The following is a 13,748-nucleotide window of genomic DNA, read 5'->3' as shown; positions in this document are numbered from 1 at the left end:
GCTATCAATGAGCGCAATTGCATAGCATTCTAATGGCGGCGACAATATCTGTTAAATGAATTATCAAGATAAGGGTTATCGGTTATATAGATATGCGATTTACTCTCCGTCAACTTCAAGTATTCGTCGCCGTCGCCCAGCAGGAAAGCGTATCACGTGCCGCCGGCCTGCTCGCGCTTTCCCAGTCCGCCGCGAGCACCTCGATCACCGAACTGGAACGGCAATCGAGCTGCCAACTGTTCGATCGCGCCGGCAAGCGCCTGAGCCTCAATGCCCTGGGCAAGCAACTGCTGCCCCAGGCCGTGGCCCTGCTCGACCAGGCCAAGGAAATCGAGGACCTGCTCAACGGCAAGTCCGGCTTCGGCTCCCTGGCCGTCGGCGCGACCCTGACCATCGGCAACTACCTGGCGACCCTGCTGATCGGCAGCTTCATGCAGTTGCACCCGGAGAGCCAGGTGAAACTGCATGTGCAGAACACGGCGAACATTGTGCAGCAGGTGGCGCACTATGAAATTGATCTGGGTCTGATCGAAGGCGACTGCAGCCACCCCGATATCGAGGTGCAGAGCTGGGTCGAGGATGAACTGGTGGTGTTCTGTGCTCCGCAGCATCAATTGGCCCGACGCGGCCAGGCGAGCCTGGAGGAACTGACCCGTGAAGCCTGGATCCTGCGCGAACAGGGCTCGGGCACCCGGCTGACCTTCGACCAGGCCATGCGTCATCACCGCAGCTCACTGAATGTGCGCCTGGAGCTGGAACACACCGAAGCGATCAAGCGTGCGGTGGAGTCGGGGCTGGGCATCGGCTGCATCTCGCGCCTGGCGCTACGCGATGCCTTCCGCCGCGGCAGCCTGGTGGCCGTGGAAACCCCGGAACTGGACCTGGCGCGGCAGTTCTACTTCATCTGGCATAAACAGAAATACCAGACCTCGGCGATGCGCGAATTCCTGGAGCTGTGCCGCAACCTCACCGCCGGCGTGCGTCGCAGCGATGAGATCGTGCTGCCGAGCCTGGTCTAGAGCAGGATCACCGCCCAGACCAGGGCGATCATGCTCAGGGCCACGAACTGCGCGGCGCTGCCCATGTCCTTGGCGTTTTTCGACAGGGGGTGACGGTCGAGGGAAATGCGGTCGATGGCCGCCTCCACCGCCGAGTTGAGCAACTCGACGATCAGCGCCAGCAGGCACACGGCAATCAGCAAAGCACGCTCGACCCGGCTGACGTTGAGGAAGAACGCCACCGGGATCAGGATCACGTTCAACAACACCAGTTGGCGGAACGCCGCCTCACCGGTGAAGGCGGCACGCAGGCCATCCAGGGAATATCCCGACGCGTTGAGGATACGTTTTAAACCGGTTTGACCTTTAAAAGGCGACGACATAGGTAGGCAACTGAGCAAAATGGTGTGGGAAAGCTAGTTCAACCAAAGTCAAAAAAGCGTGAATAACAGGCGTTTTTACTGGCTCGAAATTGACTCAAGTTGTTGCAGGAGCAACGCCGCCTGGGTTCGGGTACGCACCCCCAGCTTGCGGAAGATCGCCGTCACATGGGCCTTGATGGTCGCCTCGGACACACTCAGCTCATAGGCGATCTGTTTATTCAGCAGGCCTTCGCAAACCATGGTCAACACCCGGAACTGCTGGGGGGTCAGGCTCGACAGGCCAGCACTGGCGGCCTTGGCCTCATCGGAAACGCTGACCGCCTCGAACGCCTGGGGCGGCCACCAGACTTCGCCGTCGAGCACATTGCGTACGGCCTGCTGAATCACCTCCAGGGAACTGGACTTGGGGATGAAACCGCTGGCACCGAACTCGCGGGAACGCACCACCACCGCGGCTTCCTCCTGGGCCGAAACCATCACCACCGGAATCTGCGGGTATTGGCCACGCAGCAGTACCAGCCCGGAGAAGCCATAGGCGCCGGGCATGTTCAGGTCCAGCAGGACCAGGTCCCAGTCGGCTTTCTCGGTCAGGCGGGTTTCCAGCTCGGCGATGCTCGCCACCTCCACCAGCCGCACCTCGGGGCCGAGCCCGAGGGTCAAGGCCTGGCGCAGTGCACTGCGAAAGAGAGGATGGTCATCGGCGATCAGGATTTCGTATGTGGTCATTTTTCAAATGATCCTGTTTTCTAGGCGGCATCGATCGGGTCGATACACGCCGAGGCATCTCGAAGCGACGGCCTGAGAAGGCCATGCGTCAAAGGGCACGTGATACACCTGGGGCCCGGAGGAACCGGCGTTCGAACATTCTGCCGCACCCGAATCGGCGCCAAGCATGCCCAGCACGGGCGGGGTGGTCAAGTTCGATGCTTTACGGCAAAGTCACCGGCTATCTGACAAGAGTGCCCTTATGCGAAGCCAAGCCCTGCGTGCCGATATCCTGATGCTGTTGACCGCCATGATCTGGGGCTCCGGCTTCGTCGCGCAAACCTCGGGCATGGAACATGTCGGCCCCTTCCTCTATTCCGGCCTGCGTTTCGCCCTCGGCTCGCTGTGCCTGCTGCCGCTGGTTTTGCGCCGCCCTCCCCAGCAGATCCGGCCCGAGCCGTTTCTCACCCGCAGCCTGTTGCTCGGCGGCATGCTCATGGGCCTGGCCCTGGCACTGGGCATCAACCTGCAGCAGGTCGGCCTGCTGTTCACCACCGTGACCAACGCCGGTTTCATCACCGGCCTCTATGTGATTGTAGTGCCGCTGCTGGGACTGTTCATCGGCCACAAGACCGGTATCGGTACCTGGCTGGGAGCACTGCTCGCAGTGGTCGGCATGTTCCTGCTGAGCGTCGGCGAGCAGTTCCAGGTGTCGCCGGGAGACTGGCTGCAACTGATCGGCGCCTTCGTCTGGGGCGGGCACGTGATTCTGGTGGGGGTGTTCGCCAGGCGCCACGACGTGATCCGCCTGGCCTTCCTGCAGTTCGCCACCTGCGCCGTGGCCAGCCTGGTGCTGGCCCTGTGCCTGGAGCCGATCCACTGGCCGGCCATCGTCGCGGCCGGCCCGGCGATTCTTTATGGTGGCGTCGTCGCGGTCGCCATCGGCTACACCCTGCAGGTCATCGCCCAGAAGGACGCGATCGCTTCCCATGCCGCCATCATCTTCTCGCTGGAGGCGGTATTCGCCGCCATCGCCGGGGCCTGGCTGCTCAACGAGTCGCTGCACCTGCGCGGCTATATCGGCTGCGCCCTGATGCTGGCCGGCATGCTGGTCGCCCAACTGTGGCCGCAGGCAACGGCTACGGCGCCGGCAGAAAAGGCCTGAGTCGCCGGTGGGCTTCGTCGTCGAAATCGAGCGGCAGCTGGAACTTGGCGCCCAGGTAATGGGTGGTGAAGACCTCCAGCAAGGCGCTCACCGCCTCGCCAGCGCGGGTATCGCCGGCCAGTTCCAGGCACAGAGCGCCGACTTCCGCCGTGCAGAAGTGATCGTCACGCTTGGAGCGGCGCAGTTTGTAGCGTGACAGTTGCTCCGATTCCAGGCTCAGCACCGGGAAACGCTCCAGGTACGGGCTCTTGCGAAACATCTTGCGTGCCTCGGTCCAGGTCGCATCCAGCAGGATGAACAGCGGCCGTTTGCCCTCCACCGGCTGTACCTCGGTCACCACCCGCTGCGGGGCGACGAATTCGCCGGGAAACACAATGAACGGCTGCCATTGCGGATCATCCAGCAGCGCCAGCAATTGCGGGTCGACGTCGGTACGCGACCAACTGAAGGCGGTGGTATCAGCCAGCACGTCGGCGATCAGCCAGCCGGTATTGCTCGGTTTCATCGGTTCCACGTCATGCATCAGCAGGCAGATCGCCGAGCGTGCCGGTACCCGCGCAAGCCAGTCACACAGGCAGTATTGCGGGATCACACGACACCGTTCACAACGCTCGGCTCGCGAGCCGCGGGCGGTGAATGGCGCTTTCGCGCGGGCCAGGCGCTCGGCGCGCAGACGGGAAACAGCGTGGCTCATAGGGGGCCACGCTGGCGGCAGGAAGGATTGGACACGAGGAGTACGGCTCACAGCGGTGAAAAGTCCGCGCAGTCTAACAGAGGCCGCCAACGGGTTTGAGCGGCTTGATCTCGGCATTTTCCTTCAGCAGCGAGCTAGTAGGTCCGACAACGGCCCTCTATACTTCGCGACCACTGAACGCACAGCCCGACAATGGGTCGAAGCACCAGTTACCGAACCAGGAGAGTTGCATGCTGCGCCTTACCGTACCGTCCATCGCCCTTTTGCTGGCGTTGCCTTTCAGTGTCCAGGCGGCATCGCTGAAGGATTTCGAACTGAACAAGATGCTCAAGGACGTCGCGCAGAAGAGCAACGAAACCCTGCCTCGCGAGATCAACGAGCACATCCTGGAAGTTGCCTACACGGTCGAGGACAATCAACTGATCGACCACCTGAGCGTGCAGTCCGACTACGCCCAGAGCATGCGTGACAACCCCAAGGTGGTCTACCTGCAAATGGGTGCGAGCGTCTGCCGCAACGTCAACTACCGCAAGCTGATGGCCCAGGGCGCGATCATGCGCTACGAATTCACCGAGAATAAGAGCAATCGCCCCGTCGCCTCGGTCCGCTTCGTGGAGAGCGACTGCCCGAAAGAACCACCGGCGAAGAAGAAGTAACTACTGCCGGGCCTGGCGCCGCTGTTCATCATCGGCGCGCAGTTCCGCCACCAGGGCCTGCAGGTAACGCGAACGCCGGTCCGCGCCCTCCAGGCGCCGCAGGCATTCCTCCTCGAGGCTGAGGTGATTGGCCTGCGCGGCCATTCTTAACAGCTGATACAACTCGGTATCGACTTCCAGTGTCACTCTCTCCATTACCCGCCTCCGTGCGCCGCACCTGAACCGGCCAACCCCGATGCGACGTTTCCACTCGACCCGAGATTAAGTAAATCAGAGCCGCGCCCCCGAGGCAGGGCTTCTGACGAGCGGCACAAATCATCCGCAATGAAACAACAAGCGGTTGCCGACAAGGCCTGCTGGGCCCATGATCAATTCGCCAGTTGTCATGCACAGGCATCAGACTGGATGTACAGCGACACATGCAGTGTCGCGGCGCCGGCGACGATTTCGGCCGCGCCAGAGGTTCCGTGCAGAAGGAGACATTACATGCCCTACGAACCGAATGACTTGCTGTCCCGTCATTTCCAGAACAACGGTGTCGACCTGACGAAACAGGTCGAAGAACAACTCCAACAGATTGCCCCGACAGCCCCAACCTTCCGCTCTATCGCGACATGATGCTGACCGTCCTGCGCATGGCCCAGGACGACCGCAACCGCTGGAACGCCAAGATCGTCCTGCAGGCCCTGCGCGAACTGGAGAACGCCTTCCGCGTGCTCGACCAGTTCAAGGGCCGCCGCAAGGTCACCGTGTTCGGCTCCGCCCGCACGCCGATCGAACATCCTCTGTATGCCCAGGCCCGTGAGCTGGGTGCCGCCCTGGCCAAGTCCGACCTGATGGTCATCACCGGTGCCGGTGGTGGCATCATGGCCGCCGCCCACGCCGGTGCCGGCCTGGAGCACAGCCTCGGCTTCAATATCACCCTGCCCTTCGAACAGCATGCCAACCCGACCGTAGACGGTACCGTCAACCTGCTGTCCTTCCACTTCTTCTTTACCCGCAAGCTGTTCTTCGTCAAGGAAGCCAATGCGCTGGTGCTGTGCCCGGGCGGTTTCGGTACCCTCGACGAAGCCCTGGAGGTGCTGACTCTGATCCAGACCGGCAAGAGCCCGCTGGTACCGGTGGTATTGCTGGATGCACCCGGCGGGACCTTCTGGCAGAGCGCCATCGACTTCATCCGCAACCAGCTGGAAGCCAACTGCTACATCCTGCCCAACGACCTGAAGCTGGCCCGCCTGGTGTACAGCGCCGACGAGGCGGTGGCGGAAATCAACCAGTTCTACAGCAACTTCCACTCCAGCCGCTGGCTGAAGAACCAGTTCGTGATCCGCATGAATCATCCGCTCAACGAGCAGGCCCTGGCCCGACTCGACGAATTGTTCGCCGACCTGTGTGTCAGTGGGGGTTTCCATCAGCATGGCTATGCGGGCCAGGAACACGATGAAGCACAATTCAGCCATCTGTCACGGCTGGCGTTTCACTTTACGGCACGGGATCAGGGACGCTTGCGGGAACTGGTGGACTTCATCAACCAGCCGGAAAACTGGAGCAAGCCGGCGGTGACCGCGCAGCCGCGCGTACGGGAACCGATCAAGGCGACCTGATCAGTCATCCAGCCCTCGGCCGCTCAACAGGCGGCCGATCATGTCCATGGAATAACCCGGTAACTGAGGAAGCGACCCTGTTGGGCACGCTCGCGGGCATCAGCCGGCAGGCGCCCGGCGAACTTGCGCCGCCAGGTTTCTTCCAGTTGCGCCTGCCAGTCGAGGCCACTTTCACGCAGGGCCAGCTCGATATCGGAACGCTGCAGGCCACGCTGGCTCAACTCGTCGCGAATGCGCAGGGGTCCATAGCCGGAACGGGCACGGTAGGAAACGAAGCTTTCGAGGTAACGGGATTCGGACAGCAGCCCCTCTTCCGTCAGGCGGTCAAGTTCGCTGTCGATCATTTCAGGCGGGGCGCCGCGCTGACGCAACTTGCGCGTCAGCTCGACTCGACCGTGCTCGCGGCGCGCGAGCAGGTCCATTGCAGCACGCCGTACGGCGACCGGGGTATCCAGTACGGCGCTCATCGGCTCACTCAGATATCGGCGTCAGCCAGATCGTCTTCGGTTTCGTCGGCAGTGGCACTGCCTTTGAAGTCCGCAGGAGCATTGGTGTTCAGCAGCTTGTCACGCAGTTGCTTCTCCAGCGCCGCAGCGACGTCCGGGTTCTCTGCCAGGAACTTGGCCGCGTTGGCCTTGCCCTGACCGATCTTGCTGCCGTTGTAGCTGTACCAGGCACCGGACTTCTCGACGAAGCCGTTCAGCACGCCCAGGTCGATCATCTCGCCATTGAGGTAGATGCCCTTGCCGTACAGGATCTGGAACTCGGCCTGACGGAACGGCGAAGCCACCTTGTTCTTCACGACTTTCACGCGGGTTTCGCTGCCCACCACTTCGTCGCCTTCCTTCACCGCGCCGGTACGGCGGATGTCCAGGCGAACCGAAGCGTAGAACTTCAGCGCGTTACCACCGGTGGTGGTTTCCGGGCTACCGAACATCACACCGATCTTCATGCGGATCTGGTTGATGAAGATGACCAGGCAGTTGGCGTTCTTGATGTTGCCGGTGATCTTGCGCAGCGCCTGGGACATCAGGCGAGCCTGCAGGCCCACGTGCATGTCACCCATCTCGCCTTCGATCTCGGCCTTGGGTACCAGGGCCGCCACGGAGTCGACGATGATCACGTCAACCGCGTTGGAGCGCACCAGCATGTCGGTGATTTCCAGGGCCTGTTCGCCGGTGTCCGGCTGGGAAACCAGCAGGTCGTCGACGTTCACACCCAGCTTGCCGGCGTATTCCGGATCCAGGGCGTGTTCGGCGTCGACGAAGGCGCAGGTGGCGCCAGCTTTCTGGGCCTGGGCGATAACGGAAAGCGTCAGGGTGGTCTTACCCGAGGATTCCGGACCGTAGATCTCGATGATCCGGCCTTTCGGCAGGCCGCCGATACCCAGGGCGATGTCCAGGCCCAGGGAACCGGTGGAGATCGAAGGAATAGCCTGGCGCTCATGATCGCCCATACGCATCACGGCACCCTTGCCGAATTGACGTTCGATCTGACCCAAGGCCGCAGCCAAGGCTTTCTTCTTGTTGTCGTCCATTAAAGTCCTCACGTAATCAATAAGGCCTGTGACGGCCAACACCTGTATAAGTAGACAGTATTATTCCACAGCCTTGGCGACTCGCCTACCCCTGATTTGCGATTTCTGCTTCCGCCCGTCGCAACAGCCCTTCCAGGGCGGCCTGCACCGTCTGCCGACGCACCGCATCACGGTCGCCGGGGAACTGGCGGCGCTCGGTGGTCAGTTCATCGCCGACGCCCCAGGCCAGCCAGACGGTGCCCACCGGTTTCTCGGCGGAACCGCCATCCGGCCCGGCGACGCCGCTGACCGCCACGGCGAAACGCGCCCCACTGTGGGCCCGGGCGCCACGGACCATGGCCTCGACCACCTCGCGGCTGACCGCGCCGACCTGGCCGAACAATGCCTCTGGCACCTGCAACTGACGGGTCTTCTGCTGGTTGGAGTAGGTCACATAGCCGGCCTCGAACCAGGCCGAGCTGCCGGGAATCCGCGTGATCGCCTCGGCGATGCCGCCGCCGGTGCAGGACTCGGCGGTGGTGACCTGGGCCTTGAGGGTCTGCAGGCGCTTGCCAAGTTCGCCGGCAAGCCGGGTGATGTCGTCCACGTTGCTCTCCTGTCCAAAGATAAACCGCATCCTCTCCTGATTCGAGAGAGGCTCATCTGGCCCTTTCGCGGGCAAGCCCGGCTCCTACAGGATTCGCGTCGAACCCCATGCTGCGTACAACCCAGCTCTTGTAGGAGCCGGGCTTGCCCGCGAAAGCGGCCGCAAGCCTTACCCACAAACCGGCAATCGCCCGCAAAAACCTGTCGCCGGCGCCGCGAAATAAACACCCTACACGAGCCAATCGGGCTTTCAAGACGCACTTTGCATCCGAATGTCAGCGCGAAACCTTCCCGGCATACGCCTGGCAAGCCTGCAGGGCGATCAGGGCGCGGTCGCCGTCGTCGGTGATGGCGACAATTCGTTGAGCATGCGCCGGGTCAAGTCGGGCGCGTGGGGCTGCATGAACCACGCCGCCGGTGGCGGTGGTGGCAGGCAGCGCACAACCGCTGGCGGGGTCGCTGCGGTCGAGGAGGACTGACAGCCGCAGATCGGCAGTAGCCAGGCGATCACGCAGGCGAGCCTGATCCTGTTGCACATCGTTCAACTCCTTGGAATGGGTCTGGTCGCTGGCCTGGAGCTGCTGCTCCAGGGCCAGGCGCTTGTCCTGCTCGGCACGCTGTTGCGTCGCCGCAGCCAGGGAAATCTGTTGCAGCGCATTGGCCTGCAACCGGGCCTGATGCTCCAGTTGCAGGCCGTAACGCAAGCCTTGAATCCGCCAGGCCAGTGCCGCCGAACCACCGGCCACCAGGGCCAGCAGCACGACGACAGCGAACAGACGGTAAGGCGCCGGGATCAGGTCGAGGAGGCGCATAGCACCGCCCTCGCCCGCGCCCAGAGTTGCAGGCGGTCATCGAGGCCGTTCAGGCCGCCGTTGATCCTGCGGGTGATGCTGTTGAACTGATCGGCATCGGCCAACCCGTTCAACCCTTGCTGCTCCCAGAACCAGGCCGCCGACTCGGCGGCCCATTGCGGCTGCTCCAGCAGCTCCGGCTGCTGCAGCAGACGCTCGTCGCCGAACAGCGCGAGGCTGCATTGACGGTAGTTGCTGCGACCGGTGATCTGGATCAGCCCGCGACCGCGATAGCGCTGGCCATCGCCGTCGGCGTCCGGGGTGTTGCCAAGGCGCAGGGCCAGGGCGCCCGTGTCGTACTTGCTCAGGTACTGGTCACTGCCCAGCTCACGCACGTAGCGCAGTTGCGCGGATTCATGACCAATCTGGGCCAGGAAGGCGGCGATGCGCCTGGGAGTGGTGATACCGTGCCGGGACATGGCGGTGTTGAGAACGGGTACGAAAACGCCGGCTTTGGGGCCGGCGTTGGGCATGATGCGTAATAGTTGTAGCTCAGTGATAACCATTTATGCCTATCTCTTACAGACATTGGCTTCCTTACAAATAAACTCAATATATGCAAGGAGTGATAAAGCAAAAATCAGCGATAACAACACTTGAGATTACAATTTCAATCTCAACTGCTCGATCCTATCATCAACTCCCCGGATAAAGCTCTTGTCTTCGGAAAGCAATGCCTCACGCACTCTACGCGGAGTAACCTGCTGCTCCAGCTCTACGATTTCCCGAATGATCTCATCTCTAGGATCATCACTTGTGGACTGCCAAGCCTTGAAAGCATCCTCTGTAATCGGCTCAAGTGCAGGATCAATGAAATCATCCTGAGAACCATCTGCCTCATATGCAAAAACCTTTCCGTCGGTCCTATCAATAAAATACTTCATATCACCTCCTATCTAAGCTCAGTCCACTGACTGAGCCCGTTGCCTGTAGCTGAATAAATAGCACCAGGAGGCACGATAAACGAAATGAACGAGCACGGCCCTCCCGAATTTGGATAATAGCTATTGGAAGTTCCCACATTGACCCCCCAACAGTAGCGCTAAGCTGACTAAACTGCGCAGCATTGGAAATGGCAACCATGATCGGCCGACCACTGGTGTTGGTATAATTGACACCATAAGCCCGACTGCTCAACAGGTTCCTCCAAGTCTGGGTGTAGGAAAAGCTATTGCTTGCCCCGCCCCCAAGTCCTTGGACAAGTGTTGGCGCCGTGGCCCATGTGCCCGCTGCTGCCTGGGAAAGATCAACATATCCAACGACCCTGAAGGGTACGCCCGTACGTGCAACCGCAGAGTAGACAACTCCCGCAGAATTAGCACCGGGGCCCATCGACGAGGTATTGATCAAGGTTCCCTCATCGAGGTTAATCCCCCCGACATATTGACAACCGCAAGTTCGACAACCCCAAGGTTATCAATTGCGATTATCGCCAGGCGGCTTGCTTGTGCAGCAACGGTACCCAAGGTTGCCCCCGCAGGTACCACCAGCGAAATGCTGGAAACCACCGACCTGGAATTCACGCCACCGCTCATCAACATGGGCGACCTGAAGTCCAGGGCCGTTGGGTTGAGCGACAGGGTCAGGGCATTGGAACTGACCACGGCCGAAACCGGGAAAATCTGTTTGGCTGCCACGTCCGAGGCGTTGGCCTGAAATACACTTACCCCATTGCAATACAACAGCAAGGCCACATCAGGTGCCACAACAACACCCGCACCAGACGAGGTCCTGACTGTCACACTGAAGGAGCCCGACGTGTTGTTCGCCAGGATCCAGGATTTGCTGGCGGAAGGTACGACCAGATCAATGTTCGCGGTCAGCGCCCCCGTGAGCGTGATGATGGGATAACGCCCTTCAACCGCTGTCAGCGTAACGGTTGAACCTCCAGTGACGTTCTTGCTCAGCATGGAACCAGCCAGCAATTGGGCATACTCGGTGGTTGCCATCATCGTCGAGCTGTCACCAAAAGCGGCTGTGGTACCGTAACTGCCCGCCGGTAGCTGATCCGCCCCACCGGAGCTCTGCAACAAAACCCAGGCACCGGTTACGTTCAGGGAAGAGTTCCAGACCAACGTCACATTCCCGTTGGCGACGATCTCACCACCGGTAAGTGCAGCATGCTTCCTGCTCCAGATTGGCGCTGGAGAAAAACCATTGGGGCTGAAGGTACTTGCCGTCGTGTTGGCAGTCTTGGCCTTGAAGCGCAGCACCATTCCATCAATCAGTTGTGCCAAAGTACGCGAATAACTAACCGCATACGCATTCGCAACACCGGTATCGATGCCATACCGACTGGAATCATCCTGGTTGATGATACGAATGGCATCAAGCAGTTGAGTGAGCGTGAACTCATCAGGATTGATGCCAGCCCCCTTGATAACGCCGAGAATTTCATCTGTAACACCGTTTCCCCATTCGGAAGGTATCAAGGATCCAGGGGCACCCGTCAGGGGATTGTCATCGACAAACTTCCCGTTGACCAGCCCGACACCGGGAACACTTTTTGGATAATCCATTTACATCTCCTCTAACCATCATTGATATGCACCCTCCGCTTAATAAAAGGTGCGCTATCTCGGGCATTTCTGCCCGAGAAAAAAATACCGGCTCGTGGCCGGTTGTACTCGTTCATCAGATAGTCACTCAGTAAGGTCAGGCAGGAAGCACGGGCCACTCGATGGTTTCTGGATAACCTGTCTGCTCTGGCAGGCGATTGAGTGCGACGCGATAGCGCTTCCACTCTTTGAGCTGCGCTACTTCGATCTGGGTGGCCTCACCAAGATCCACTGCGTCCTGCAATGGAGCAATCCTCAGCCCGGCGACAGATAGCAACTGATTCGCCTGCCCCTTACTCGATCCAGCACTTCTTCCGGCGACTCTTTCGGTCTCTCCGGCATGACTTCCGAGTAGTTCTCAAACGCTGGATCCGGAAACAACTTGGAGTCGTCATTCGGATCAGCAACAGGTATATCTACGGCCCTGAAGCCTGTTCCGTCCTTCCTTACTGCCCAACCGCTCATAGATTGTCCTCCCACCCCATGCATTGAAGAATTCCAGTTGTTGCCGTAGATCCATACATCACTGAGGAGCCCTCAATAAGAAGCTCGCCGTGAATTGTCGTAACAGGACCACCTGAGTTGTAGCCGCCTGCAATTGGAGCGGCAGTCAGGTATGACGTACTCAGATACTGGTTGACAGCAGAGCTGAAAGCGGCACTTGGCGAGACATTGATCTGGCCTGAGGTGGTACCGCCGGTCAGTTTGATCATTGAGGCGCTAGGCGGCACAACCCCCGAAATCGAGGCAGCCACCGCTGGCGATGCAATTCCCGAGGCAATAGTGGGGTAGGCCGTAACGTTGGTTCCTGCGGTCACGATATAACCGACTCGGCCGCCGACCTGACTGAACCTGAACGGGTATTTGTTCGCAGTGGCGTCTGTCCGAACCCATCCGACCCGGGCCTTGTGCGTATAGCCTGATGGCAACGTAGGTGCTGTCGCACTGAGAGACAGCAGCCCAGCCACACCGCTCGCACTGCTCCAGATAACCCAGACGCTGTACCAATTGGACGCAGCCAGCGCGCCGCTATCCAAACCATTGACGCCTATGACAGCTGAGTTGATGCTCAGGCTTAAGGCGCTCAGAACCTTGAATGACGCATCGTTGCCTACCACCAACTGGTCTGCAGCAACATTTACCAACGAACTCTGCCCTGATGCCGAGGCGGTCAGTCCTTTATATGCACCTGCAATTGCAACCCTCTGCAGGTTCTGCACTTGGGCAACCAATGCAGCAACATCGACGTTCCCTTGGTTGACCGGAGAGTTCCAGGCCTTGATACACCACATGACAGCGATGTTCCGAGGACGTGTTTCCGCTCCTCCAGTCTTGTCGGTTGCTACACCAGACACACCTCTGGCAAAAGCGTTAAGTCCTCCTGAACCCTGATTGCTAGGAAGGTTGTTGACGCCATTCTGAGTATGATCGTGCGACTGAATATCAAAGTTCTGCCAGGATCCTATGGTTCGGCCAGAGTCCACACCTCGTCCGTGATCCCAACCCCGTAGAAACTCCCCACGCGACTCCGGCAAGCGGAAGTACCCCGCAGGCTCATCGCCCCTGTTGAACGTGCTCCCCAGATACGCCGCCAGGTCCGGATACGTAGCAATGCTCTGCACACTACCATCGACCTCGAGGAACCCATTCGGCACCACGCCCTTGGGAAACGCCATCATCGCCCCGACCGGCAACGCGGTGGCGTTCTTGAACAGCGCCTCGACCTCCGACTTGGTATAGGCATCGGTAATCCCGTAGGCCGCCAATGTCGTGCGAATCTGCTCCGGCGGCAACGAGCTCTGGATGATGGTTCGGATCGCCTTCAGCAACTGGTCATGCTCCGCCTCCGCAGGCTCCAGCCCACCGGCCTGGACCACATTGAGCAATTCCTCGGTCACCGCATTCCCCCACACCGCCGGAATCAGCGATCCAGGCGAACCATTGACCGGGTTCTCATCGACAAACCTGCCATTGACCAACCCAACGCTGGGCGTGCTTTTTGGATAATCCAC

The 13,748-nt window shown here is 60.2% G+C and carries 13 protein-coding genes and 4 pseudogenes; 4 read left to right on the top strand and 13 right to left on the bottom strand.

Annotated elements, in window-relative coordinates:
- Positions 1–92 precede the first annotated feature (92 nt).
- Positions 93–1,019, top strand: coding sequence for a LysR family transcriptional regulator (locus tag ACZ5KU_RS06770; RefSeq protein ID WP_054060998.1), 927 nt, complete (start codon positions 93–95; stop codon positions 1,017–1,019).
- Here ACZ5KU_RS06770 and ACZ5KU_RS06765 read toward each other — a convergent pair.
- Together ACZ5KU_RS06765 and erdR are read right to left on the bottom strand one after the other, a co-directional pair.
- The gene (locus ACZ5KU_RS06765) at positions 1,016–1,381 is read right to left on the bottom strand and encodes a diacylglycerol kinase (protein ID WP_054060997.1); all 366 of its coding nucleotides are present in this window, start codon (positions 1,379–1,381) and stop codon (positions 1,016–1,018) included. The two genes, ACZ5KU_RS06770 and ACZ5KU_RS06765, sit on opposite strands and share 4 nt — an antisense overlap.
- A gap of 75 nt (positions 1,382–1,456) precedes the next feature.
- Positions 1,457–2,107, bottom strand: coding sequence for a response regulator transcription factor ErdR (gene erdR / locus ACZ5KU_RS06760; protein ID WP_054060996.1), 651 nt, complete (start codon positions 2,105–2,107; stop codon positions 1,457–1,459).
- Between the two features lie 241 nt (positions 2,108–2,348).
- Here erdR and ACZ5KU_RS06755 point away from each other — a divergent pair, with 241 nt between their 5' ends.
- Positions 2,349–3,251: a DMT family transporter gene (locus ACZ5KU_RS06755; protein WP_464736941.1), complete on the top strand. Its 903-nt coding sequence runs from the start codon at positions 2,349–2,351 to the stop codon at positions 3,249–3,251.
- On the opposite strand, the gene ACZ5KU_RS06750 is transcribed toward ACZ5KU_RS06755, so the two are convergent.
- On the bottom strand, positions 3,226–3,945 hold the full coding sequence (locus ACZ5KU_RS06750; protein WP_464736940.1) for a tRNA-uridine aminocarboxypropyltransferase: 720 nt from the start codon (positions 3,943–3,945) through the stop codon (positions 3,226–3,228). The genes ACZ5KU_RS06755 and ACZ5KU_RS06750 overlap by 26 nt on opposite strands.
- Before the next feature lie 230 nt (positions 3,946–4,175).
- On the opposite strand from ACZ5KU_RS06750, the gene ACZ5KU_RS06745 reads away from it, so the two are divergent.
- Complete coding sequence (locus ACZ5KU_RS06745; RefSeq protein WP_054060993.1) at positions 4,176–4,601, top strand: PA3611 family quorum-sensing-regulated virulence factor; 426 nt, start codon at positions 4,176–4,178, stop codon at positions 4,599–4,601.
- Here ACZ5KU_RS06745 and ACZ5KU_RS06740 read toward each other — a convergent pair whose 3' ends face one another.
- The gene (locus tag ACZ5KU_RS06740) at positions 4,602–4,796 is read right to left on the bottom strand and encodes a hypothetical protein (protein WP_054060992.1); all 195 of its coding nucleotides are present in this window, start codon (positions 4,794–4,796) and stop codon (positions 4,602–4,604) included.
- 291 nt (positions 4,797–5,087) lie between these two features.
- Here ACZ5KU_RS06740 and ACZ5KU_RS06735 point away from each other — a divergent pair.
- Positions 5,088–6,205 (top strand): annotated as a pseudogene (locus tag ACZ5KU_RS06735) (LOG family protein).
- Here ACZ5KU_RS06735 and recX read toward each other — a convergent pair.
- The 9 genes and pseudogenes from recX to ACZ5KU_RS06690 form a co-directional block, all read right to left on the bottom strand.
- Positions 6,206–6,672: pseudogene (gene recX, locus ACZ5KU_RS06730) on the bottom strand (recombination regulator RecX).
- Positions 6,673–6,680: 8 nt separating this feature from the next.
- On the bottom strand, positions 6,681–7,742 hold the full coding sequence (gene recA / locus ACZ5KU_RS06725) for a recombinase RecA (RefSeq protein WP_054060989.1): 1,062 nt from the start codon (positions 7,740–7,742) through the stop codon (positions 6,681–6,683).
- A gap of 85 nt (positions 7,743–7,827) precedes the next feature.
- Positions 7,828–8,358 (bottom strand): CinA family protein, encoded by a 531-nt coding sequence (locus ACZ5KU_RS06720; protein ID WP_464736939.1) that lies wholly within the window; start codon positions 8,356–8,358, stop codon positions 7,828–7,830.
- 244 nt (positions 8,359–8,602) lie between these two features.
- Positions 8,603–9,139, bottom strand: coding sequence for a lysis system spanin subunit (locus tag ACZ5KU_RS06715; protein ID WP_273819525.1), 537 nt, complete (start codon positions 9,137–9,139; stop codon positions 8,603–8,605).
- Positions 9,121–9,684, bottom strand: coding sequence for a glycoside hydrolase family 19 protein (locus ACZ5KU_RS06710; protein WP_464736938.1), 564 nt, complete (start codon positions 9,682–9,684; stop codon positions 9,121–9,123). The genes ACZ5KU_RS06715 and ACZ5KU_RS06710 overlap by 19 nt, the downstream gene beginning before the upstream one ends.
- A 96-nt stretch (positions 9,685–9,780) precedes the next feature.
- Positions 9,781–10,062 carry a hypothetical protein gene (locus ACZ5KU_RS06705; RefSeq protein WP_464736937.1) on the bottom strand — a complete coding sequence of 94 codons (282 nt, stop codon included), beginning with the start codon at positions 10,060–10,062 and terminating at the stop codon, positions 9,781–9,783.
- Positions 10,063–11,498: 1,436 nt separating this feature from the next.
- Positions 11,499–11,697, bottom strand: a pseudogene (locus tag ACZ5KU_RS06700) (phage tail protein); the annotation flags it as partial.
- Positions 11,698–11,833: 136 nt separating this feature from the next.
- Positions 11,834–12,019: pseudogene (locus ACZ5KU_RS06695) on the bottom strand (tail fiber assembly protein); the annotation flags it as partial.
- A gap of 178 nt (positions 12,020–12,197) precedes the next feature.
- Positions 12,198–13,748 carry a phage tail protein gene (locus ACZ5KU_RS06690; protein WP_464736936.1) on the bottom strand — a complete coding sequence of 517 codons (1,551 nt, stop codon included), beginning with the start codon at positions 13,746–13,748 and terminating at the stop codon, positions 12,198–12,200.

Source organism: Pseudomonas sp. Tof1, from assembly GCF_055390395.1.
The sequence above is the reverse complement of the archived record's forward strand: the minus strand, read 5'-3'. Positions and strand labels throughout refer to the sequence as shown.